At 73.5% G+C, this 22,743-nt stretch carries 19 protein-coding genes and 1 pseudogene; 11 read left to right on the top strand and 9 right to left on the bottom strand.

Annotated elements, in window-relative coordinates:
• Nucleotides 1-56 precede the first annotated feature (56 nt).
• The 3 genes from aspS to ACYF6T_RS15775 all read left to right on the top strand — a co-directional run bounded on the left by aspS (nucleotide 57) and on the right by ACYF6T_RS15775 (nucleotide 3,437).
• Nucleotides 57-1,820 carry an aspartate--tRNA ligase gene (gene aspS / locus ACYF6T_RS15785; RefSeq protein ID WP_461696843.1) on the top strand — a complete coding sequence of 588 codons (1,764 nt, stop codon included), beginning with the start codon at nucleotides 57-59 and terminating at the stop codon, nucleotides 1,818-1,820.
• A gap of 150 nt (nucleotides 1,821-1,970) precedes the next feature.
• Nucleotides 1,971-2,852, top strand: a complete 882-nt coding sequence (locus tag ACYF6T_RS15780; protein ID WP_461696842.1) for an intradiol ring-cleavage dioxygenase — start codon at nucleotides 1,971-1,973, stop codon at nucleotides 2,850-2,852.
• 141 nt (nucleotides 2,853-2,993) lie between these two features.
• Nucleotides 2,994-3,437 carry a hypothetical protein gene (locus tag ACYF6T_RS15775; protein ID WP_461696840.1) on the top strand — a complete coding sequence of 148 codons (444 nt, stop codon included), beginning with the start codon at nucleotides 2,994-2,996 and terminating at the stop codon, nucleotides 3,435-3,437.
• Nucleotides 3,438-3,510: 73 nt separating this feature from the next.
• Here ACYF6T_RS15775 and ACYF6T_RS15770 read toward each other — a convergent pair whose 3' ends face one another.
• From ACYF6T_RS15770 to ACYF6T_RS15760, 3 genes are all read right to left on the bottom strand, one after another.
• Nucleotides 3,511-3,987, bottom strand: coding sequence for a hypothetical protein (locus ACYF6T_RS15770; RefSeq protein ID WP_461696839.1), 477 nt, complete (start codon nucleotides 3,985-3,987; stop codon nucleotides 3,511-3,513).
• An 87-nt stretch (nucleotides 3,988-4,074) separates the two neighbouring features.
• Nucleotides 4,075-5,790, bottom strand: coding sequence for a methionine--tRNA ligase (gene metG / locus ACYF6T_RS15765; RefSeq protein ID WP_461696837.1), 1,716 nt, complete (start codon nucleotides 5,788-5,790; stop codon nucleotides 4,075-4,077).
• A 131-nt stretch (nucleotides 5,791-5,921) separates the two neighbouring features.
• The gene (locus tag ACYF6T_RS15760) at nucleotides 5,922-7,568 is read right to left on the bottom strand and encodes a VWA domain-containing protein (RefSeq protein WP_461696835.1); all 1,647 of its coding nucleotides are present in this window, start codon (nucleotides 7,566-7,568) and stop codon (nucleotides 5,922-5,924) included.
• 278 nt (nucleotides 7,569-7,846) lie between these two features.
• Here ACYF6T_RS15760 and ACYF6T_RS15755 point away from each other — a divergent pair.
• Nucleotides 7,847-8,085 (top strand): annotated as a pseudogene (locus ACYF6T_RS15755) (phosphatase); the annotation flags it as partial.
• 58 nt (nucleotides 8,086-8,143) lie between these two features.
• Here ACYF6T_RS15755 and ACYF6T_RS15750 read toward each other — a convergent pair.
• Together ACYF6T_RS15750 and ACYF6T_RS15745 are read right to left on the bottom strand one after the other, a co-directional pair.
• Complete coding sequence (locus ACYF6T_RS15750; protein ID WP_461696833.1) at nucleotides 8,144-9,121, bottom strand: endonuclease/exonuclease/phosphatase family protein; 978 nt, start codon at nucleotides 9,119-9,121, stop codon at nucleotides 8,144-8,146.
• Nucleotides 9,118-9,879: an alpha/beta fold hydrolase gene (locus ACYF6T_RS15745; protein WP_461696831.1), complete on the bottom strand. Its 762-nt coding sequence runs from the start codon at nucleotides 9,877-9,879 to the stop codon at nucleotides 9,118-9,120. The genes ACYF6T_RS15750 and ACYF6T_RS15745 overlap by 4 nt, the downstream gene beginning before the upstream one ends.
• Before the next feature lie 110 nt (nucleotides 9,880-9,989).
• Between ACYF6T_RS15745 and ACYF6T_RS15740 the strand changes: the two genes are divergently transcribed.
• Nucleotides 9,990-11,306 (top strand): aminotransferase-like domain-containing protein, encoded by a 1,317-nt coding sequence (locus tag ACYF6T_RS15740; RefSeq protein ID WP_461696830.1) that lies wholly within the window; start codon nucleotides 9,990-9,992, stop codon nucleotides 11,304-11,306.
• 176 nt (nucleotides 11,307-11,482) lie between these two features.
• Here ACYF6T_RS15740 and ACYF6T_RS15735 read toward each other — a convergent pair whose 3' ends face one another.
• A complete protein-coding gene (locus tag ACYF6T_RS15735) occupies nucleotides 11,483-12,490 on the bottom strand; it encodes a hypothetical protein (RefSeq protein ID WP_461696828.1) in 1,008 nt (335 codons plus the stop codon).
• Between the two features lie 182 nt (nucleotides 12,491-12,672).
• Here ACYF6T_RS15735 and ACYF6T_RS15730 point away from each other — a divergent pair, with 182 nt between their 5' ends.
• A complete protein-coding gene (locus ACYF6T_RS15730; RefSeq protein WP_461696826.1) occupies nucleotides 12,673-13,164 on the top strand; it encodes an SH3 domain-containing protein in 492 nt (163 codons plus the stop codon).
• A 52-nt stretch (nucleotides 13,165-13,216) separates the two neighbouring features.
• On the opposite strand, the gene ACYF6T_RS15725 is transcribed toward ACYF6T_RS15730, so the two are convergent.
• Nucleotides 13,217-13,684 (bottom strand): hypothetical protein, encoded by a 468-nt coding sequence (locus ACYF6T_RS15725; RefSeq protein WP_461696824.1) that lies wholly within the window; start codon nucleotides 13,682-13,684, stop codon nucleotides 13,217-13,219.
• Between the two features lie 126 nt (nucleotides 13,685-13,810).
• Between ACYF6T_RS15725 and ACYF6T_RS15720 the strand changes: the two genes are divergently transcribed.
• The 5 genes from ACYF6T_RS15720 (at nucleotide 13,811) to ACYF6T_RS15700 (ending at nucleotide 20,588) form a co-directional block, all read left to right on the top strand.
• Nucleotides 13,811-15,094 (top strand): PP2C family protein-serine/threonine phosphatase, encoded by a 1,284-nt coding sequence (locus ACYF6T_RS15720; protein WP_461696822.1) that lies wholly within the window; start codon nucleotides 13,811-13,813, stop codon nucleotides 15,092-15,094.
• Between the two features lie 90 nt (nucleotides 15,095-15,184).
• Nucleotides 15,185-16,240: a hypothetical protein gene (locus ACYF6T_RS15715; protein ID WP_461696821.1), complete on the top strand. Its 1,056-nt coding sequence runs from the start codon at nucleotides 15,185-15,187 to the stop codon at nucleotides 16,238-16,240.
• A gap of 46 nt (nucleotides 16,241-16,286) precedes the next feature.
• Entirely contained in the window at nucleotides 16,287-16,652 is a 366-nt protein-coding gene (locus ACYF6T_RS15710; protein WP_461696820.1) for a hypothetical protein, read from the top strand.
• A gap of 4 nt (nucleotides 16,653-16,656) precedes the next feature.
• On the top strand, nucleotides 16,657-19,227 hold the full coding sequence (locus ACYF6T_RS15705; protein ID WP_461696819.1) for a substrate-binding domain-containing protein: 2,571 nt from the start codon (nucleotides 16,657-16,659) through the stop codon (nucleotides 19,225-19,227).
• On the top strand, nucleotides 19,227-20,588 hold the full coding sequence (locus ACYF6T_RS15700) for an extracellular solute-binding protein (protein WP_461696818.1): 1,362 nt from the start codon (nucleotides 19,227-19,229) through the stop codon (nucleotides 20,586-20,588). Before ACYF6T_RS15705 ends, ACYF6T_RS15700 begins: the two co-directional genes overlap by 1 nt.
• Here the strand turns inward: ACYF6T_RS15700 and ACYF6T_RS15695 are convergent.
• Entirely contained in the window at nucleotides 20,585-21,820 is a 1,236-nt protein-coding gene (locus tag ACYF6T_RS15695) for an amidohydrolase (RefSeq protein ID WP_461696816.1), read from the bottom strand. The genes ACYF6T_RS15700 and ACYF6T_RS15695 overlap by 4 nt on opposite strands.
• Before the next feature lie 37 nt (nucleotides 21,821-21,857).
• Entirely contained in the window at nucleotides 21,858-22,622 is a 765-nt protein-coding gene (locus ACYF6T_RS15690; RefSeq protein ID WP_461696814.1) for an NPP1 family protein, read from the bottom strand.
• Nucleotides 22,623-22,743 lie beyond the last annotated feature (121 nt).

Here is a 22,743-nt window from a genome sequence, read left to right as displayed (position 1 = left end):
TGGGGAGAGTTTCACGTGAAACACGGCCCCCATTCGCGAAGACTGGATGAACGACGATGCATCGGTACAGGTCCCACACCTGCGGCGAGCTCCGCGCCTCTGACGTCGGCACCGACGTCCGGCTGAGTGGCTGGCTGCACAATCGGCGCGACCTGGGCGGCATCCTCTTCATCGATCTGCGCGACCACTACGGCATCACGCAGCTGGTCGCCCGTCCGGGCACCGCGGCCTACGAGGCCCTGGACAAGGTCTCCAAGGAGTCGACGATCCGCGTCGACGGCAAGGTCGTCTCCCGCGGCGCCGAGAACGTGAACCCGGACCTGCCCACCGGTGAGATCGAGGTCGAGGTCGGCGAGGTCGAACTGCTCGGCGCGGCGGCCCCGCTGCCGTTCACGATCAACACCGAGGACGGGGTCAACGAGGAGCGGCGCCTGGAGTACCGCTTCCTGGACCTGCGCCGCGAGCGCATGCACAAGAACATCATGCTGCGTACGGCGGTCATCAGCGCCATCCGCCACAAGATGACGGCCCTCGGCTTCAACGAGATGGCGACCCCGATCCTCTCCGCCACCTCCCCCGAGGGCGCCCGCGACTTCGTGGTCCCCTCCCGCCTGAACCCGGGCAAGTTCTACGCCCTCCCCCAGGCACCGCAGCAGTTCAAGCAGCTGCTGATGATCTCCGGCTTCGACCGCTACTTCCAGATCGCGCCCTGCTTCCGTGACGAGGACGCGCGCGCGGACCGCTCGCCGGGCGAGTTCTACCAGCTCGACGTCGAGATGAGCTTCGTCGAGCAGGAGGACGTCTTCCGCCCCATCGAGCAGCTCATGACCGAGCTGTTCGAGGAGTTCGGCGGCGGCCGCCACGTCACCTCGCCCTTCCCGCGGATCCCGTTCCGCGAGGCGATGCTGAAGTACGGCTCCGACAAGCCGGACCTGCGGGCGCAGCTGGAGCTCGTCGACATCACCGACGTCTTCGAGGGCTCGGAGTTCAAGGCGTTCGCCGGCAAGCACGTGCGCGCGCTGCCCGTCCCGGCGGTCCAGGACCAGCCGCGGAAGTTCTTCGACCAGCTGGGTGACTTCGCCGTCTCGCTGGGTGCCAAGGGCCTGGCCTGGGTGCGGGTGGCCGAGGACGGCTCGCTGACCGGCCCGATCGCGAAGTTCCTCACCGAGGACAACGTCGCGGAGCTGACCAAGCGCCTGTCCCTGTCGGCCGGTCACGCCGTCTTCTTCGGCGCGGGCGAGTTCGACGAGGTCTCCAAGATCATGGGCGCGGTGCGGGTCGAGGCCGCCAGGCGGGCCGGGCACTTCGAGGAGGACGTCTTCCGCTTCTGCTGGATCGTCGACTTCCCGATGTACGAGAAGGACGAGGAGACCGGGAAGATCGACTTCTCGCACAACCCCTTCTCCATGCCGCAGGGCGGCCTGGAGGCCCTGGAGACGCAGGACCCGCTGGACATCCTGGGCTGGCAGTACGACATCGTCTGCAACGGCGTCGAGCTGTCCTCCGGCGCGATCCGGAACCACGAGCCGGAGATCATGCTCAAGGCCTTCGAGATCGCGGGCTACGACCGGGCGACGGTCGAGGAGAAGTTCGCCGGCATGCTGCGCGCCTTCCGCTTCGGCGCCCCGCCGCACGGCGGCATCGCGCCGGGCGTCGACCGCATCGTCATGCTCCTGGCCGACGAGCCCAACATCCGCGAGACCATCGCCTTCCCGCTCAACGGCAACGCCCAGGACCTCATGATGGGCGCCCCGACGGAACTGGAGGAGGCCCGCCTGCGGGAGCTCCACCTGTCGGTACGCAAGCCGCAGCCGAAGTAGGGCACAGGCGGAGTAAGACGCAGGCGTAAGGCACAGGCGTCACGAAGGGCTCGAAACCGGCGTCGGTTTCGAGCCCTTTCCCTTGGGGCCCCTGATTCACAGCTCTTTCCGATGTTCCTGCCCGGCGGGCCGCGCCTACGGTCGCTGGCCATGACAGACACTCAGACACCGGAAGAAGGAAGTCGGCCGGCCCGTCGTACGGTCCTCGCGGCCGGTGGTGTGGCCGTGACGGCGGTCGGGATGGGCGGGGCCTTCGTGGCCGGCGCGCAGGCCTCCGACCAGGTCCCGGAGACGTCGGACGGGGACGCCTGCTACACGCTGACCTCCGAACTGGTCGAGGGCCCGTACTACATCGACGCCGACAAGATCCGGCAGGACGTCACCGAGGACCAGGAGGGCATCCCGCTGCGGCTCCGGCTCAAGGTGATCGACGCGGAGACGTGCCGTCCGCTGCGGGACGCGGCCGTGGACATCTGGCACTGCAACGCCTCGGGCGTCTACTCCGGGTACGAGGAGATGGGCAGCGGCGGCGGAGGCGGCACCCCGCCGACCGGCGCGCCGACGGACGCCCCCACGGGGACCCCCACCGGCTCTCCCCCGCCCGGCGGTGGCGGCGGCCACCAGGAGCCGACCGACGACAAGCGCTACCTGCGCGGCACCTGGCGCACCGACCGGCACGGGTACGTCGCCTTCCGGACCGTCTTCCCCGGCTGGTACCAGGGCCGCTGTGTGCACATCCACGTCAAGGTGCACGTCGACGGCGCCTGGACCGACGCCGGCTACGAGGGCGGGCACACCTGCCACACGGGTCAGCTGTTCTTCGACGAGACGTCGGTGCTGCTGTCGGCGGACGTGGAGCCGTACGCGAGCAACACCACCCCCCGCACCACCCTCGACGAGGACACCATCTACCCCGGCAACGGCCATGAGGGCGGCCTGCTCCACCTCTCCTACGACCGCCACCGCATCGCCCGTGGCGTCCAAGCCCACCTGACGCTCGGCGTCTCCCCGGACGAGACCCACGACGGCTGACCCCCGCCGCCCGCCCGGCCTGGAACCCTCACCGGAGGCCCACAGGAATCCCGAGGGGCCGGCACAGAAGCCTGTCGTCTCATGGGGGTGACAGCGCAGGTGAGGCCTCCGGGCCGGGCAGGGCAAGGCAGGGAGGAAGCCATGGGATACGCGATCGCGCTCTCGGTGCTGCTGATCGCCGGGTCGGTGGGTGCGCTCGTCGCACTGCGCCGCTCGGCGCGGGCGGACGGCGGCACCTCCGGGCTGGACGCGGAGGCCGAGGCCAACCGCTGGCTGATCCGGCTGGGCGGCAGCCTCGTCCCGCCCGGCGCCGCCGTCTGGGCGAGCGCCGGCGAGACGGCGGGCCGGGAACTGACCCGGGCCGCCGCGTGCCACAGCGCCGCCCGCGCCCTGCTGACGGACGCCCGTACGGCCACGGAGTACGCGCAGGTGACCCGCACCGCCCAGGAGGGCCTACGACACGTCCACGCGGCCCGCGAGTCCCTGGGCCTACCGTCGGAACCACCCCCGCCGCCCCCCGCTGCCCCGCACGCCTCCGCCCCAGACGCCCCCGAGCCTGCCGCGGCCCTCCGGCCCGTGGCGTGACAGGCCGGACGCGAACGCCGGGACCGTCGACCTGTACCACCCGCCTGGAGACGTCGGCGTGCTCTCCGACGCCTCAGGTGTCGTACGAGCCGTCCCAGGGCGCCGTGAAGAACAGGCGGTCCGGGTAGAGCTCGGCCCAGCCGCCCTCCGCGTCCTCACCGGTCAGCAGACCGAAGGTCACGTCGTCGACGGTGACCTGGAACGGCCGTATCGCGATGTCGGTGTAGGCGCGGCGGGGCAGGCTGCGCAGCAGTTTCGCCAGGTGGACGCGGGCCCGCTGGAGCACCGAGTCGGCCCCGTCGGGATCGCGCAGCTGCTCGGCCCAGGTGCCGGCACACCAGATCTCCGAGTCGCGGTAGCGACCCTCGGTATCGAAGGTGTGCAGCACGGTGTAGAGACGTTTTTGCTCTTCCCAGCCGTGGTCCAGACGGAACCCCGCGGGAAAGGCGTACGTGATCGACGCCAGGAACTGACCGTCCCCGTACCGGCCGATGGATTCGGTGCGGTGCCGGGGCACATAGGCGATCGGGACGACTTCGGGCACTGCCATGGCCGAACAATACGGGGCCCGGAAAGCCCACCGGCCTCCCGAGCCCCTTATGTCACCGTTCCTGCGCCGAGTCGCTACGCCGGGTGCCTACGCGGCCTCGCCGCCGAAGCGCTCCTTGTACGCGGCGAGGTCGTCGTCCGTGAGCTTGGCGAACAGGACGGGGGGCACCGTGAAGGGGGTGCCGGCGGGGACGGAGGCCAGTGCCCCGGCCTCGTCGGCGGTGACCCAGGTGGCGTTGTCGTCGGTGAGTGAGAACGCCTCGCGCATGGCCTTGGCGGTCGTCGGGATGAACGGCTCCGAGACCACCGCGTAGAGGTGGATCAGGTTCATCGCCGTGCGCAGGGTCAGGGCCGCGCCGTCCTTGTCGGTCTTGATCTCCAGCCAGGGGGCCTTCTCCTCCAGGTAGGAGTTGCCGGCCGACCACAGGGCGCGCAGCGCCGCCGCGGCCTTGCGGAACTGGAGGGACTCCATGTGCTCCTCGTACTCGGCGAGCAGGCGGGCGATCTCCTCGCCGAGCCGCGCCTCCGCCGCGCCGGGCTCGCCGCCCGCCGGGACCTCCTCGCCGAAGCGCTTCCTGGAGAAGGACAGCACCCGGTTGACGAAGTTGCCGAGGGTGTCGGCGAGGTCCTTGTTCACCGTCGCCGTGAAGTGCTCCCAGGTGAACGACGAGTCGTCGGACTCGGGGGCGTTGGCGATGAGGAAGTAGCGCCAGTAGTCGGCGGGCAGGATCTCCAGCGCGTGGTCGGTGAAGACACCGCGCTTCTGGCTGGTGGAGAACTTCCCGCCGTAGTACGTCAGCCAGTTGAACGCCTTGACGTAGTCGACCTTCTTCCACGGCTCGCGCACGCCCAGCTCGGTGGCCGGGAACATCACGGTGTGGAAGGGGACGTTGTCCTTCGCCATGAACTCCGTGTAGCGGACGGTGGTGTCGACGTCGTACCACCAGGACTTCCAGTCCCGGTTCTCCGGGTCGAGGTCCGCCCACTCCTTCGTCGCGCCGATGTACTCGATGGGGGCGTCGAACCAGACGTAGAAGACCTTGCCCTCGGCCGCCAGCTCCGGCCAGGTGTCCGCCGGGACCGGCACGCCCCAGTCCAGGTCACGGGTGATCGCGCGGTCGTGCAGGCCCTCGTTCAGCCACTTGCGGGCGATGGAGGAGGCCAGCTGCGGCCAGTCGTCCTCGTGCCGGGCGACCCAGGCCTCCACCTCGTGCTGGAGCTTCGACTGGAGCAGGAAGAGGTGCTTGGTCTCGCGGACCTCCAGGTCCGTGGAGCCCGAGATCGCGGACCGGGGGTTGATCAGGTCGGTGGGGTCCAGCACGCGGGTGCAGTTCTCGCACTGGTCGCCGCGGGCCTTGTCGTAGCCGCAGTGGGGGCAGGTGCCCTCGACGTAGCGGTCCGGGAGGAAGCGGCCGTCGGTGGGGCTGTACACCTGGCGGATCGCCCGCTCCTCGATGAAGCCGTTCTCGTTGAGGCGGCGGGCGAAGTGCTGGGTGATCTCCACGTTCTGCGGGGAGGAGCTGCGGCCGAAGTAGTCGAACGCGAGCGCGAAGCCGTCGTAGACCGCCTTCTGGGCGTCGTGCGCCTGCGCGCAGAACTCGTCGACCGGGAGGCCCTGCTCCTTCGCAGCGAGCTCGGCGGGGGTGCCGTGTTCGTCGGTGGCGCAGATGTAGAGGACGTCGTGGCCGCGCTGGCGCAGGTAGCGGGAGTAGACGTCCGCCGGGAGCATGGACCCCACCATGTTGCCCAGGTGCTTGATCCCGTTGATGTACGGAAGGGCGCTGGTGATGAGGTGTCGAGCCATCGGGGGCTGCTCCCAGGTCGGTGTTCTTGGTTTGCGTTGCGAACCTTGAAATCGTAGCCGACACGGGTGGGCCGCCCGCTTCCCGTTTTGCGGGGCGAGAAGGGGCGGCCGGGGGTGGTGGTTCTACGGCGTCACGGGCGCCAGTTCGCCAGGATGCCCTCGTAGATCTCCGCGTCCGTGAGTTCCTTCGGGGTCTCGCCGGCCAGGAAGTGGGACGTGTTGGGGAGCTTGAGCTTGCGCAGGTAGTCGAAGGCCTTGTTCTCCGGGTCGCCGAAGGCGACGAAGGAGAAGAAGACGGAGGGGTGGGTCTTCGCCGCGTCGGTGAGGGCCTGGGTGGCGGGGGTCTTGGCGTCGGGGGCGCCGTCCGTCTGGAACACGACCAGGGCCGGGGTGTCCGGGGATTCCTTGGTGTGGTGCGTGAGGACTTCTTCGACGGCCGCGTGGTAGCTGGTACGGCCCATGCGGCCGAGGCCGGCGTGCAGGTCGTCGATCTTGTTGTCGAAGTCGGTGAGGGTGAGTTCGCCGGTGCCGTCGACCTCGGTGGAGAAGAAGGTGACGTGGACGGTGGCGGCGGGGTCGAGGTGGGCGGCGAGGGCGAGGGTCTGCTCGCCGAGGGCCTGGGCCGAGCCGTCCTTGTAGTAGGGGCGCATGGAGGCGGAGCGGTCCAGGACGAGGTAGACCTTGGCGGTGGTGTCGGTGAGGTTGTGGGTGGCGAGGGTGGTGGCGGCGGTGTCGTAGGCCGTGCGGAGGGGGGCGGGGACCGGGGGGTTGTTCCCACCCGCACCGCCCGTGCCGCTTTCGTGGCCGGGTGCGGGCCCCTGCGGGGCGCTGTCACCGTCGGCGACCGCGGGTTCGGGGGTGGGAGCGGGGCTGGGGGTGACCTGGGGTTCGGACACCGCTTCGGGTTCGGGAGCGGTGGCTTCGGAATCGGGAGCGGTGGCTTCGGGTTCGGAAACGGCCGCTTCGGGTTCGGACGCCGCTTCGGGTTCGGGAGCGGGGGTTTCGGATTCGGCAACGGCCGCTTCCGGCTCGGTGACGGTCACCTCGGGTTCGGTGGCGGTCACTTCGGGTTCGGTGGCGGTCGTTTCGGATTCTGCGGCGGCCGCTTCGGGTTCGGTGGCGGTCGTTTCGGGGGTCGTGGCGGGCTCCGGCTCCGGCTTCAGCTCCGGCTCGGCCTCCTGCTCCGGTTCCAGCTCCTGCACGGGCTCCGGCGCGGGCTCGGGCTGGGGCTCCGGTCCGGGCTTCGGCGCTGGCTGCGGGGTCTCGTCCGCAGGCGATGCCTCGGGCGCAGCAGCCTCGGGCTCCTCCGCGACGGATTCCTCGGCGGCAACCTCCGCGGCAGGTTCCTCCGCCACCACCGGCTCCCGCTCGGACTCCGCCTTCTCCTCCGTCACCGTCACCGTCGCCGGCTCCGGCTCCGGCTCGGGCGTCGGCTCCTCTTTCTCCGTCACCGCGACCGACTCGGGCTCCCGCGTCGGCTCCTCATCCTTGGCCGCCGCGACCGGCTCCGGTTCCTCTTCCTCCGTCACCGCCACCGGCTCGGCCTCCGGTGTCGGCTGCTTCGGGATGGTGACGTTGTCGAAGGCCGCTGCGACCAGTTCGTGTTCGTCGTCCGTGTTGGTGGGCGTGGGCTCCGGGGACGGGGACGCGGACGGGACCGTCGGCTCGGTGGAGGGCGTGGGCGTCGGCGTCTGCGAGGAGCCCGCACCCTCTGCTTCGGCGCCGCGCCCCTTGCGTGACCGGCCGAAAGTGTTCCGCAGGAGAGTGAGAATGCCCATGTGCGCACCCCTTCGCGTGAGTTGATGCCCGTCAATCCCTGGCCAGGACGGACACGTAAGGTTAGCGGCCCCGGACGGGCGCCCGATGACGCGCCCGCTCGTTCACTCGCCGTTCATCCGGCAGCAGCGCCTCCGCGCATACGCCCCCCTACCGTCACGCTCACACCAAGAGACCGCAAGGGGAGAGTAAAGTGCGCAAGCCGTTGCCCGTCGTCCCGGCGTCGTCCGCCCCGCATGCGGGTGGACGTTTCGCCCTGACCCGGACGCCCCCCACCCACTTCGTCTCCACCGACGGCAACAGCTCGGCTCGCACGACGGCCTGTTCGGGGTGGCCACGCGCGGCGAGCGGCGGGGTGAGCTGAAGCAGTTCCTCACCGTGCCGACCGGGGCCGACCGGGAGGTCGACGGGGCGTCCGTGGAGAAGCCGGCGAGCACCTGGCCCGACGGACCCGGGAAGATCACACGGCCGGCGGTGGTGGCCGTGTGGCGCACGGACGGACGGACGATCGGCGGCTGAGCGCTCCGCCGGGTGTGCGGCGACGGGCCGTCGTTCGGCTGCGGCACCGCCGGTCAGGTCATCCGCGCTGGTGGAGCGTGATGTCCACGAGCAGGGCGCGGTGGTCGGTGTCGGGGAGGGTGAGGAAGCGGGCGCTGTTCGCCGCGAAGTCCCGGGAGACGAGGACGTGGTCGATCTGGGCGCCGATCGCGGGTGCGGTGCGCGCCGGCCAGCTGGGGGTGCGATCGTGGCCGGCGAGGCGGGCGGCGTCGCGCAGGCCGGTGTCCAGGATGCGGCGGAAGGCGGCGTGGTCCTGGGTGGCGTTGAAGTCGCCGGCCAGGATCAGCGGCGTGCGGACGGCGGCGGCCGCGTCGCGGAGCCTGCCGAGCTCCCGGCGCCAGACGCCGACCTGGCCGGGCAGCGGGGGCATGGGGTGCGCGAGCTGGAGCCGTACGGCGTGGCCGCCGACGTCGGCGACGGCGCCGGGCATGCCCATGGTGCCGGTGACACCGCCGGCGGGCGTGAGCGGGAAGCGGCTGAGGATGAGCGAGCCTTCCGAACCGCCGGCCACCACGGCCCGGCGGTAGGGGTAGCCGGCGCGGAAGGTCTTCGTCAGCGTCGCCTGGCAGGTGTACTCGCACTCCTCCACGAACACGACGTCGGGACGGCGGGCGCGGACGACGGGAACCAGGGCGTCGGTGCCGCGGCCGAACTCGACGTTCGACGTCAGCACGCGCAGTTCGGCGAGGGCGGGGCCGCCGGGCTCGGCGCTTCGGCCGTACGGCTCGAAGTACCAGGCCAGCAGGGCCAGTACGACGACTGTCCAGACCAGGCCGGGCCACCAGCGGGCGAGCAGGGAGAGGAGGAGGGCGAGGGCGGTGGGGGCGAGGAGCCAGGGCAGGAAGGCGAGGAGCTGGGGGACGGGGGTGACGCCGTCGGTGTCGGCGACGCGGCAGCCGACCACCGCACTCACGCCGGCCAGGAGCAGGGCGCCGAGCCACCGTCCCGCGACCCGGGCCCGGCGTCGCGGGACGGTGGCTCGGGCGGAGTCGGTCACAGCCTCCGAGCGTACGAGTGGCCGTCCACCCGCGCCAGGAACTCCCCCAGCGCCGCGTTGAACTCCTCCGGCCGCTCCAGGTTCGGCAGGTGGGCCGCCCCCTCGATCACCCGCAGCGTCGAGTCGGGAAGGGCCGCGTGCATCGCCTCCGCGTCCGCGACCGGGGTATAGGTGTCGTCGCTGCCGACGACGACCAGGGCGGGGACGGTGACGCGGGCGAGCAGGGCCCGGTAGTCGGGGCGTTCGGCGCGGGCGCGCAGGGCCGCGGCGGCGCCCTCGGGGCGGGTCGCCGTCATCATGCGGTGGACGTGGGCCTTGACCCCGGCGTCGGCGTACGGCGCCACCATCTTCTCCAGGACCTCGTCGGCGTATCCGCGCATGCCCTCGGCGAGCAGCCGGTCGGCCGTCTCGTTGCGGACGATCCTCCCGCCGGCCGTCTCCGCCGCGGGGAAGGTGTCCGCGAGGACCAGGCCCCGGACGCGGCCGGGGAATCGCCGGTAGCAGTCCATGACGATCTGGCCGCCCATGGACAGGCCCGCCAGCACGCAGGTGTCCACCCCGAGGCCGTCGAGCAGGGCCTCGATGTCCTCGGCGAACTGCTCGAAGCGGGTGACGGGGGTGGCCGGCGAGGCGCCGTAGCCGCGCAGGTCGGGGGTGACGACCTGGCGTTCGGCGGCGAAGGCGGCCCGCTGCGGGTGCCACATGGTGTGGTCGAAGGGGTGGCCGTGGACCAGGACGAGAGGAGTGGGAGTCGCCATGGGAGCGAAACTAGGCGGGCCCGACTCCTCGGTGCAATAAAATCTTTGCCCTCGGTGCAATGTGCTCGGTGCGGGAGCCGCGCCGACCCGACCGGCAGGGACGGAGACCCGTGAGCGACTATCTGCGCATCGCCGACCGCATAGCCGCCGACATCGCCGAGGGGCGGCTCGGCCCGGGTGAACGGCTGCCGCCGCAACGGCGGTTCGCGCGCCGGCACGGCATCGCGGCCTCGACGGCGGAGCGGGCGTACGGCGAACTCGTGCGCCGGGGGCTGGTGGTCGGGGAGGTCGGCCGGGGCACCTTCGTGCGGGCCGCCCCGCCGCGTCCGGCCGGACGCGCGCTCACCGAGGCGGCCGGCGACTCGGCGCCGGTGAACATGGAGCTCAACTACCCTTCCGCGCCGGGCCAGTCGGAGTTGCTCGCACCCGCCCTCGCTCCCCTGCTGCGGCCCGACGTGCTGACCGAGGCCCTGCGCCCCGCGCCGGCCGCCGGCACCGCCGCGGCCCGCGCCGCGGTGACCGGGATGCTCGCCACCCCGGGATGGCGGCCGGACCCCGAGCGGCTGCTGTTCACCGGCAACGCCCGCCAGGCCATCGCCGCCGCCCTCGCCTCCCTGGTCCGCCCGGGCGACCGGGTCGGGGTGGAGGAGCTGACGTATCCGCTGGTCAAGGAGATCGCCGCGCGGCTGGGGCTCACGCTGGTGCCGTTGCCCACGGACGAGGACGGGCTGCGTCCGGAGGCCGTCGCCGCCGCCCGTGTGCGCGCCCTCTATGTGCAGCCGACCCTGCACAACCCGACCTCCGTGACCATGAGCGGCGCGCGGCGGCGGCAACTGGCCGAGGTGGTGCGGGGGTTGGGGCTGCCCGTCGTGGAGGACCGGATCTGGTCCTTCCTCGACGCCTCGGCCGAGCCGCCCCTCGCCGCCCACGCCCCCGAGCTCACCCATGTCGTCGACGGGCTGTCCAAGCGGGTGGCGCCCGGACTGAGCGTCGGCTTCCTCGTCGTACCGCCGCGGCGGGCGGACGCCGTGGCGGCGGCGGTGCGGTCGGGCGGGTGGAGTGCGGGGCGGTTCGCGCTGGAGGCGGCCGTGCGGTGGGCCGGGGACGGGACGGTGGCGCGCCTGGTGGCGGCGAAGCGGGCGGACGCCGCGGCACGGCAGCGGCTGGTGGCGCGCACGCTCGACGGGTTCCGGGTGCGGTGCGATCCCCGGGCCTACTTCGCCTGGTGGCGGCTGCCGGCGGGGTGGCGCGCGGAGCCGTTCACGGCCGCGGCGGCCGAGCGCGGGATCGCCGTGACGCCGGGGCCCGCCTTCGCCGTGGACCCCGGGTGCACACCTGATGCGGTCAGGCTTGGGCTTGCGTCGGCGTCGGTGCCGGAGTTGGAGCGGGCGTTGGGCACGCTGGTGGAGGTGGCGCGGAGTCGGTGACGGTTGCGGCGGCCGAGCGCGGGATCGCCGTGACGCCGGGGCCCGCCTTCGCCGTGGGCCCCGGGCGCACACCTGATGCGGTCAGGCTTGGGCTTGCGTCGGCGTCGGTGCCGGAGTTGGAGCGGGCGTTGGGCACGCTGGTGGGGGTGGCGCGGAGTCGGTGACGGTGGGGTGCGTCAGCCGGGGCCGGTCGGCCCGGTGGTGCCGGCGCGGGCGATCGCCGTCAGGTCGTCGGACGCCCTGACGGCCACGCCCGGCTCGGAGACCTGCGTGGCCGCCTGCATCTGCGGAGCCGGCGCGGCGAGGCCCAGCGCCTCCGGCACAGGTCCGTGCGGCCGGACCAGCGGCCGTACGAAGCGGGTCAGCCAGGTGGCCAGGGCCACCGCGAGGCCCACGGCGACCAGCAGCCAGGCCGCCTGGCGCAGGGTCGCGGTGAGGGCGTCGTAGACCGCGCCCGCGGCCGGCTGGTGGGCCGGTTCGGGCAGGTCGGCGAGGGTGAGGTGGCGGCCGATCGCGATCGCGAGGCCCAGGAAGGCGCCGCCGAGCGCGGTGCCCAGGGCGGTCGCGGTGAGCGCGCGGCGGCGGCAGACGGCGACGGCGATGCCGGCGACCGCGAAGACCACGGCCGCCAGCGGCAGCCAGAATCCGGCGACTTCCAACGCGTGGAACCCCTTCCGCAGCCGGTCCAGATCCTGGGCCGGAAGAACGGCGACCTCGGTGTGCTCGACGGGGATGCGCTCCGCGAGCGGCATGTGCTCGTCGGCCAGTTCCCGCTTGACCTGGGCGGTGACCGGCGCGAGGTCCACGGTCACCGCGCGCTCCCGCTCGTCGCGCAGGGCGTGCAGCACGGCGTCGTGGACGGCCCGGTTGCCGGCGTCCCAGGCGGTGCGGAAGGCCTCGGTGCGGGTGAAGGACCGTACGGCGTCGTGCACGAAGGGCCGTACGCCCCGCATCGGCCGTACGTCCATCCGGTCGTCGACCTCGTGCAGGACCTCGGTGCCGACGGTGTCCGCGACCGCGCCGCGCACCGCCGGGTCCGCGGCCAGCGGCGCCATCGCGGTGACGTAGCGCCCCGTGTCGGCCAGCCCGTACGCCGCCCACGCGGCCAGCGCGCCGCACGGCGCGAGCAGACAGGCGAGGGCGATGAGGGAGGCCGACAGAGCGGTTCTGAGACGTGCGGGCACCCTTCCAGGCAACGGGCCCGGGGCGGAGGGCGCGAGCGGGACGCCTGCATCCGGGTGTACATCCCGGGTGTACCTCCCGGGCGCTGCGGAACGGAAAGCAGGGCGGAACTGCGACTTCCGTTCTCCGGTGGAGGGTTCACCCGAACGGGTGTTTCCTGGTGCTGGGGAGAAGGAGGCCGATCATGCGCACCACTCCGGCCCTGAGGACCTTCACCGCAGCGCTGCTCGCCGGTGGCACGGTCGTCGCCGCGGCGGCGGGCACGGCGGCGGCCGCGCAGACCGCCCGTGACGGAGGCGGCGGCAGTCCGGTCTGGGGCACCGTCGTCTCGCGCACCGCGCTCAACGTGCGGGCGGGACCCACCGTCGACTCGTCCGTGGTGGACCGGCTCCCGCCAGGCGGTCAGGACCGTGTGCAGTGCATGGTCCGCGGACAGCGCGTCGACGGCAATCCGTACTGGTACTGGCTCGTCGGCTCGCAGGGCTGGGCGAGCGCCGTGTTCGTGGACACCGGCGGACGGCCGGTGCCGACCTGCGCGCACCCGTGCCCGCGGTGGAAGGACGGCGGCTGGTCCAACGCCGACCTCGACGACCCGAGCTGGAACGGCTCCTGGGCGGTGACCACCACGGTCTCCGTCGGCGTCTCCACCACGTGGAGTGCACTGGCGGTCCGGTGAGGTGAGGGAACCCGAGGGCCCCGGCGTCCGGCGCCGGGGCCCTCGGGCGTGGTCAGCGGATGCGGTTGCCCGCCGCGTCCTCGCGCGTGTAGTAGCGGTAGAAGAACACGCCGAAGACGGCCGCCGTGACCACCACGCCCATCGCCACGGACCGCAGGATCGACTCGCCGGTCTGGCTGTACAGGAAGCCCACCGCCGCACCGGCGAACGCCGACTTCACCAGGGAGTGGAGCTCGCGCTTGAGCAGCGGGGCGAACGTCGCCACGGCGATGCACAGCACGATGAACACGGCCGCGGTCACGAAGCCGAACAGCACGTTCCAGCCGGTGATGGGGCCGCCGCCGCGGCGGTTCGCGGCCGCCCAGAAGCCGTAGAGCAGTCCGAGGACCACCGGGATGCCGTACCGGGCCACGGTGTGGACGCGTTCGTCGAACAGGTCCGGTGTCCGGGTGGGCCGGGCCGCCCGGTTCGCCCTGACCCGCCCCATCATCCCGCCGGACGCGGGTGCCGCCTGAGCCATGAGAGCACTCCTCTCTCTCCTCGCCCCCGCTTCCAGAGCACACCTGGCGGCAGGGCCTGGCAAGTCGGCACAGCGCCCGAACCGGCCCGGATGCGCGGGTGCGGGGCGCGTGTTTCGCTGGGGATCATGAGCGGGCGCGGGCTGAGGCCGATGGCCGGGCGGCGGGGCCTGCTGCAACGGGTGCCGGCCGGCCAGGCGCAGGGCGCGCGGCGCGGCCAGACCCTGCGGTTGGGCGGGCGCAGTGTCGCGTGGCTGCCGCCGCTGCTGCTGCTCGTCGCGATCACGGTCGTCGACTTCAACACCACCGGCCGGTTCCGGATCATCTCCTGGGCGGTGCTGGTGCCGGCGGTGGCGGCGGCGATCTGCGGGGTGGTCGGCACGGCCGTCCTCGCCGTGCTGGCCGTCGTGGACTACCTGCTCGCCGACGCCGCCTGGCCGCACCAGTACCGGACCGGCCTGCCCGACTTCATCCTCGTCGCCACCGGCGGCATCCTGGCCACCGTGGCCTGCGCGGTGCGGACGCGCGGCGAGCGCCGCATGCTGCACATGCGGGACGTCGCCGACACCACCCGCCGTACCGTGCTGCGTCCGCTGCCCCCGGGCTTCGGGGGCCTCGACCACGCCGCCGTCTATCTCGCCGCCGACGTCGACGCCCGCGTCGGCGGCGACTTCTACGACGTCCAGCCCGGCCCGCACGGCACCCGCGTCCTGGTCGGCGACGTCCAGGGCAAGGGCCTCGGCGCGGTCGAGGCGGCGGCCGCCCTGCTCGGCACCTTCCGCGAGGCCGCCTACCACGAGGGCGACCTGAGCACGGTCGCCGACCGCCTGGAGATCCGCATGGTCCGCCACCGGGGCCACACAGCGGCCCTGCGCGCCGCCCCCGGCTCCCCGCCCACCCCCGCTGCCCGCCGCGAGCAGCACGCCCCGAACACCCGCCGGGAGTGCGACGACGACGCTCGCCGTACCGACGGTGACCGTTTCGCCACCGCCGTTCTGCTCGGGTTTCCCGACGACGACCCCGACGCCGTGGACGTGATCCTCTTCGGGCATGATCCCCCGCTCGTCGTCGGGCCCGGCGGGGTACGGCCGCTGCCGGCGGCTCACGCCCTGCCCATCGGCCTCGGTGACCTGGCCGCCGGCGGCCCGCCCGTCCCGCGCCGGGTGCGCCTCGCGGCCGGTGAGACGCTGCTGCTGACCACCGACGGCGTCACCGAGGCCCGCGACTCCGACGGCTGCTTCTACCCGCTCGCCGACGACGTGGCCCGCGCCGTCGCCGCCGACCCGCGCACCGCCGAACCGCGCCGCCTGGTCGCCTACGTACGCGACCGCACCCTGCGCCACTGCGGCGGGCGGCTGGACGACGACACCACGATCTTCGCCGTACGGCGCAAGCCGGGCGCCGACGGCTGAAGCGGACGTCTGCAGGCCGCACGCCCACCTTTGCAGCCGCAGCGGTTACGGTGCTGCCGTACGTGATCGACGGGGGATGGGGAGGGACCGATGCCCGGAACCGTGCTGCTGCTCGCCGCCGCGCCGGCCGGCAAGGGGTGCTTGGTGGACGCGGCCTCCGTGCTCCCCGTCCTCGCGGCCGTCCCGCCCGCCGTGCTGTCCGGCACCGAGACTGCGAACGTCGTCGAACTCGCCGACCCCCTGGAACCGCAGGCCGTGCTGACCCGGCTGCGGGCCGCGGCGGCGGCTCCCGGACCCCTCACCGTCTTCGTCACCGGGCAGCTCCAGCTCGACCGCCGCCAGCGCCTGCCCCACCTCGCCCTGGCCCGCACGACACCCTCGACCGTCCGCTACACCGCCCTGCCCTGGCACTGGATCCGCGAGGAACTGCGCCTGCGCCCGGCCGGTTCCACCACCCTCCTGCTCGACCTGCACGCCGACGCGGAGACCTGGCAGTGGCTGACCGCGCACCCCCTCGACTGCGGTGCCGCCCACGCCGTCTACGGCCGCATCGCGCCGCCGCCGGCCCGGCGCACGGTCGCGGTGCCGGCGTACATGAAGGCGGTGGCGACCATCCTGCGCAGCGGCCGGCGTCCGCCGCTGGAGCAGCTTCACCAGCAGGCGCTGGCCCGGATCACCGAGGAGCCCGCGGGGCTGGTGCTCACGGCTCCGGGGCCGCCGCCCGGCGACCCCCACGACGTCATCTCCGCCGCCGTCCGCGCCGGCCGCCACCCCGACGCCGACCTCCTCGCCGCCCGGCACGAGCAGGCCGCCGTCCGCGCCTTCGGGCCGGGGTCCGAAGAGGCCCTGCACTGGGCCGAGGTGCGGGCCGACCTCGCGATGCTGGCGGGGGACCCGGTGCGCAGCTGCCGGACCTGGCTGGCGGTGGCCGGTGCCCGGCTGGCGGCGGGGCAGCCGGCGGACACCCCGGCCGTCGAGGCCGCCGTGGACCGGGCGCACCACCAGTGGGGGCAGATCCGCGACACCCGCCCGGCCCGCGAACTGGGCGCCGCGCTCGCGGAGTTGCGGGCCCGTGTGCCCGGCCGGCGGCAGGGCGCGCTCGACCATGTGCAGCGGCAGCTGCGGCAGTTGCAGACACAAGGCTGAACCGGCTCTCCCCTACCGGACAAATCCGGTGCCATGATGGTGAGTTATGGCTGAGGGGGATGGAGTGGCCAACCAGGAGATCCGCGTACGGCTGGACCGCACGGCCGGGGAGAGCGATGTCGGCGCTCTGAAGAAGTGGCTGGAGCGGGAGGAACCGCTCGATCACTGGGCCCGGCGCGGGGAACTCAGGATCGAGGTGCGCGGCCGCAGGGACGGTGAGCCGGGCACGCCGATGGGCTTCGGCTCGGAGATCGTCGTCGCGCTGATCGGCGCGGGCGCCTCCGCCGCGTTCAAGGAACTCGTGCCGGCCGTCCGGCTGGCCGTACAGGCCTGGCGGGACAACCGCCGGGAGGTGGAGGACGGAGAACCGCCGGACGCCGACGTCGACGGTGTGGGCCCCGACGACAGGTAACCCCGTGAGCCGAGTCGACCCGCGGGGGAAGGCGAACCGGGCGTTGCTCGTCGGTGTGTCCGAGTACGACCACACGGAGCCCCCGCACGGCGTCCCGGGCGACCTGCCCGCCGTCAAGCACAACCTGGACCGGCTCGGTGAGGTCCTGCCGCGCGCGGGGGTGTTCGCCGCCGACGAGGTCACCGTGCTGCACTCGCCGCACACCAAGGAGTTCGAGCAGGCCCTGCACCCGGTGATCGAGGAGGCCGAGGGGCTGCTGCTGGTGTACTTCGCCGGGCACGGCGCGATCCCCAGCGCGGCCGACGAGCTGTTCCTGCAACTGCGGGGCGCCGGGGTGTACGCGGGCGCCGAGACGGGCGTGTTCCCGGGCGCCGAGATGTTCACCACCGTCCTGGGCATGCTGGGCGCCAGCCGGGCCGAGCGGATCGTGGTGGTGCTCGACTGCTGCTTCGCGGGCAACGCGGCCTGGATCTGGGAGCGCTTCCCCGACCCGGACCGGCGGCGGACGCTGCTGCTGACGAGCGTGCAGGCCAACCACCGCATCGACGCGGGCGATCCGGACACGCCGACGCCGTTCACCGCGCTGCTCGCCCGGCTCCTTGAGGAGGAACCCCGGGCCGGGACGGGCGAGTTGTGGTTCGGCGAGCTCGCGGAGCGGTTGCGGGAGCGGATGCGGGCGGCCCGGCTGAGGACCGTGCGCGGCCTGCCGTGGGAGCCGCTGAGCAGGGCCGAGCCGGGGGAGGACGTCCTGCTGGCCGCGGCGCTTCCCCGCCCGGCGCCCCCGCCGCCCCCGCCGCCTCCGCCCCCGCCCCGGCGGCTCCGGGAGAGGCTGCGGCTGCGGGAGGCGCTGCGGCGTGCCCGCGCCGCCGTGCTCCGCCTCCTGCGCGCCCTGCACCGGACCGTGCTCTTCGGCCTGCTGCTGGCCGTCCTCGCCACCGGCCTCGGCTCCTGCGGGCTGTCCGCCCTGCTCGCCTCCCACACCACCTGCGCCCCGCCGCTGGAGCTGCGCGTGCTCACCGACCCGGACCTGGAGCCGACGGTGACGTCGGCGGCCGACGCGTACCTGACGTCGGACGCCAACCGGGACGGCGACGGCTGCCGGCGCACCGGCATCACCGTCTACAGCGCCGGTGCCGCCGACGCGGTCGACGCCCTGGGCCGGCAGACCGAGGCGTGGCGGGAGCCGCGGGACGAGGACACCAACCCGCAGCGCGACATCGGCCCGCAGCCGGACGTGTGGATCCCGGCCTCCCCCGCCGACGTCCAGCGGGTCACCCACGTCCAGGACAGCGGCGCGGTGGCCCGGCTCCAGTCGGACGCCCACCCGCTCGCCTACTCGCCCGTCGTGCTGGCCGTGCCGCAGAACATCGCCGGCGCCTCGCAGGCCGAGCGCACCGCGCCGACCCTGGCCCGGCTGCTGGAGGACCTGCGCCGGCGCGACAAGGAGGCCGAAGTGCGCCGCCCCGACCCGGAGTTCACGGACGCCGCGCTGCTGGCCACCACCGGCCTGTACGGCACCGCGGGCGCCCGCGCCGAACGCGAGGCCGCCCAGCCGGGGCCGCCCGCCCGCACCGCCGCCGACCTGCTGTGCACGCTGCCCGACGACGACGCCGTGGACCAGCGCACCGCCGCCCTCGTGCCGGAGTTCCTGCTGAAGACGGGCGTGGGCTGCGACCGTACGACGCGCACCCCGCGGCTCGCGGAGTACGCGGACGACGTGCCCGGCATCGAGCCCACCTTCGTGCGGGTCCGCTGGGCGGACGCCGACCGGGACGAGGGCGCGCGGGAGGACGCGGCCGACCGCTTCCACGCCTGGCTCGCCGGCGAGGGCGGCCGGAAGGTGTTCGCCCGCGACGGTTTCCGGGCCGCGACGGGCCGGCGGGACCTGCTGGACGAGGACGACGTCGGCGACGGCGTGCGCCGGATCCTGTCGCAGCCCTTCCGCCCGGCCGGACGGGAGGCGATGGACACGGCGCTGAAGGAGTACCGGGGCGCGCACGGGCCCGGCCGGGTGCTGTTCCTGCTGGACAGCTCCGGCTCCATGGCGGGCCTGTGGCAGGGCCCGAGCGGCGGCCCCGGGCTGCTGAAGCAGTCGCTGGGCGGGCTCGGCCCCCAGGACGAGTACGGCGTGTGGGCGGTCGCCGGCACCTCGGGACGGCCGTACACGGTGCTGCTGGAGTTCGGGCAGCACCGCAGGCCGGAGGCCGAGAGCACCATCGACGGCGGTGCGAAGGTCCGGGACGCCGAGGCCGACCCGCACGCCGCGCTGCTCGCCGCGCTCGACGACATGGCCCACCGCGGCGCCGACGACGACCGCCCGCAGCTGGTCGTGTACGTCACCGACGACGAGGACGACTCCCGGCTGACCGGCGCCGCCCTGCGGCAGGTGCTGGCGCGGGCCCGGTCGGTGAAGGTGCCGGTGACCATGGTGTCCCTGGTCGGCGGCGGCTGCGACCGGGGCCGGCCGGACGCCGGCGTCTCCGGCGCGAGCGGCGGGCGCTGCCTGGACGCCGACGACGACCTCGGCACGGGCCTGGCGGACGAGGTGGCGCGCACCGGGACGGGGGAGGACTGATGACCGTACGGCCGCTGCGGCGGATCGCGGCCCTGACGGTGCTGCTGGTGCTGGCCGCGTGCACGGGCGGCGGGCACGGGCCGTCCGCGCGGGAGGTGCCCGGGGACATCGTGGTCGCCAGCGGCCGGGACGTCACCGGCAAGGACGGGGTGCGCCAGCAGCTCATCGACGCCTGGAACCGGCGCCAGGACAGCCGGCACACCGGCTACCACGCCCGCCTGGTCGAACTCTCCGGCAGCGCGGACGAACAGCGCAGCCAGCTCCTCGGGGCGCTCCAGTCGGGCGGGGCGTCCTACGACGTGGTCAACCTCGACGTGACGTGGGTGCCGGAGTTCGCCGCCGCGCATCTCGTACGGCCGCTGCCGGACGGCATGATCGACGGCGACGTCGTCAAGTCGGTCGCGGACACCGCGCGGTGGGACGGACACCTCTATGCCGTGCCCTTCAACAGCGACGTCGGCCTGCTCTACTACCGGCGCGACTGGCTGCGGGCGGCGGGCGTCCAGCAGACCGACCTGAGCGCCGTGGACCTCGACTGGACCAGCCTGGACTCGCTGATGAGCGCGGTGAACGACCACCAGCCCGAGGGGTACGAGAAGGGCTGGACCACCCAGCTCGCCGGGTACGAGGGCCGGACGGTCAACGCCGTCGAGGCGTTCGCGACCGCGGTCCCGGGGCTCTCGCTCACCGCGGCCGACGGCCACTACACCGGTGACGTGGACGAGTTGGCGCGGGGCGTCGCGGAACTGGGCCGGCGCACCGACCAGTCGTATCTGCTGCCGGACGCCGTGCACTCCGACGAGGCGGCCTCGCTGAGCGACTTCGCCGACGGACGCACCGCGTTCCTGCGCCACTGGCCCTACGCCTACCGCACCCTCTTCCAGACCCTCACGCCCGGGCAGCTGGGCGTGGCGCCGCTGCCCGGGCGGGCGGTGCTCGGCGGGCAGAACCTGGCGGTGACGGCGTCCTCGACCAAGGCGAAGGGCGCCGCCGACCTGATCTCCTTCCTCACCGGCAGGCAGAGCGAACGCTGCCTGCTGGACGCGGGCTTCGCGGCCACCCGCGCGTCGGCGTACACGGACGACGACCTGCGCTGCGCCACCGGCACCCCGTCCGCCTCCCCCACCGGCGAGAGCGCCGACCGCATGCCCCGCGACCAGGCCGGCCGCCCCGCCTACGCGCGCGGCATCCTGCTCCCGGCCCTGAAGAAGGCGGTCCCCCGCCCGCGCACCCCGCTGTACGGGGCCTTCACGCAGACGCTCACCGCCCAGCTCGGCGCGCTGTTCAGCGCCCACCCGCCGGACGCCGAGACCCTCGCCAGAAGCCTGGACAAAGCCCTGCGCAAGGCCCTGTCCGGCTAGGCCAGACAGGTGAGCGCGCCCGAGACCAGCGTCCGCACGCCGGGGGCGATCGTGGCGGGGTCGGGGGCGAAGTGGGGGCTGTGGTTGCTGGGGACGGCCAGGAACTTCTCCATCAGGTCGTCGCCCTCGGCCGCGTCCCACACCGCGGCGGGGGTGGTGGTGACGAACCAGTACGAGTACGGGATGCCGCCCCGCGCCAGCCGCGGGAAGTCCTCGCTGCCCATCACCGGCCCGAAGTCCAGGACGGTGCCCGCCCCGAGCACCTCCTCGTGCACGGCGGCCACCCGGCGGTCGGTGTCCGCGTCGTTCACGGTCACCGGGAAGGTGGCGCCGACGGTGACCTCCGGCTCCCGGGGACACCCGGCGGCGAGGGCCTCGCCGGCGGCGATGCGGCGGATCGCGGCGAGCATCCGCTCGCGCACCTCGTCGGACTGGGTGCGCAGGTTGAGGGCGATGCGGGCCTCGGCGGGGATGATGTTGTGCCGGGTGCCCGCCTCGATGCGGCCGACGGTCAGGACGGCGGACTCGCTGGCGGCGATCTCGCGGGAGACGACGGTCTGGAGGCGGGTGACGAGGTGGGCGGCGGTGACGACGGGGTCGACGGTCGTCTCGGGGCGCGAGCCGTGCCCGCCCCGGCCGTGCACGACGATGTCGACGTCCGTCGACGCCGACATGATCAGCCCCGGCGAGTGCGCGTAGAAGCCGACCGGACCGGGGGCCGCGTGCTGGCCCAGCAGCACGTCCGGGCGCGCGAACCGCTCGTACAGCCCGTCCGCCACCATCCGCTCGGCGCCCTGCCCGGTCTCCTCGGCGGGCTGGCCCACCACCAGCAGGGTGCCGCTCCAGGTCTCCCGTCCCTCCGCCAGCGCCCGGGCGGCGCCCGCGAGCCAGGTGACGTGCAGGTCGTGCCCGCAGGCGTGCATCACGCCGTCCGTCTCGGAGGCGTATGGCAGTCCGCTCTCCTCCCGCACCGGCAGCGCGTCCATGTCGGCCCGCAGCAGCACGGTCGGCCCCTCGCCGTTGCGCAGCACACCGGCCACCCCGGTACCGCCGACGCCCTCGGCCGTCTCGTACCCGGCGGCGCGCAACCGCTCGGCCAGCCGGCCGGCGGTGCGGTGCTCCTGGAGCGAGAGTTCGGGGTGGCGGTGCAGGTCGCGGTAGAGGTCCTCCAGGTCGGGGACCGGCAGATCGGCGGTGAGGTCCAGGGCGGTGCGGGCGGCGGCGGAGGTCATCCCCGCAGCGTACGCGTGGCGGAGGCCCGGGCACCGGTCAGGCGTACGGGTCGAAGGCGATGCCGCTGGGCAGGGCGGTGGCCAGGTGGGCGTCGAACTTGGAGTCCTGGAGCGGGAAGTTGGCGTCGCCCCAGTCGGAGGCGTTGAGGATGTCGCGCAGGTTGGACGCCATGTTCTCCCAGGTGAGCAGGTTCTCCTGGTGCCAGGCGCCGGTGTCGTTCTCGGGGGTCTCGCCCCACTTGGCGAAGCGGAAGGCGTGGGTGCTCAGACCGTCCTTGTGGTAGACCACCTCGACCCGCTGACCGCTCATCGGCACGTCGGCGACCGCCTCGGTGTCGAAGTCGCCGTGTGCGGACGCCGAGAGGTACGACGGGGTGGACGCGCCGTCCCTGACCCAGACGACGATGCACTCCCAGTCGTGGCGGTGGCCGATGCCGGGGGAGGCCTCGTCCTTCTCGAAGTAGCTGGCGTAGACGATCCCGCACCAGCCGTTGTTGCACTTGGAGCGTGAGTAGGTGTTGGCGTGACCGAGGTGGCCGTCGCGGCAGTCGCCGGTGACCGAACCGGTGGGCTTGAGGCCGCCGTTGAGCGTGCCGCCGGGGTCGATGGCGGCGGCCGGGTAGCAGCTGTCGGTGTCGTAGTCGTACAGCGGCTCGAAGTTCTTCTCGAACGCGGTCGCGTTCTCGGGCAGGTTCTGCAGCACGCCCGCGGAGGCGGTGAACGGCAGGGCGAGGGTGAGGGCGGTGACGCTGCCCGTGACGGCGGCGGCTCGGGCGAGACGGCGGGTCCTGCTGCGGGTCATCGGGGCTCCAGTTGACGGTCCACGGACATCCGGTCAGTCGGAGAGTGGCCCACACGGCGAGCGATGGAAGGGCTTTCTACCAAACTCACAGGGGATTTTCGCCGAACGGATTCCGCGATAC

It is taken from the genome of Streptomyces sp. 7R007 (assembly GCF_054850255.1).
The sequence above is the reverse complement of the archived record's forward strand: the minus strand, read 5'-3'. Positions and strand labels throughout refer to the sequence as shown.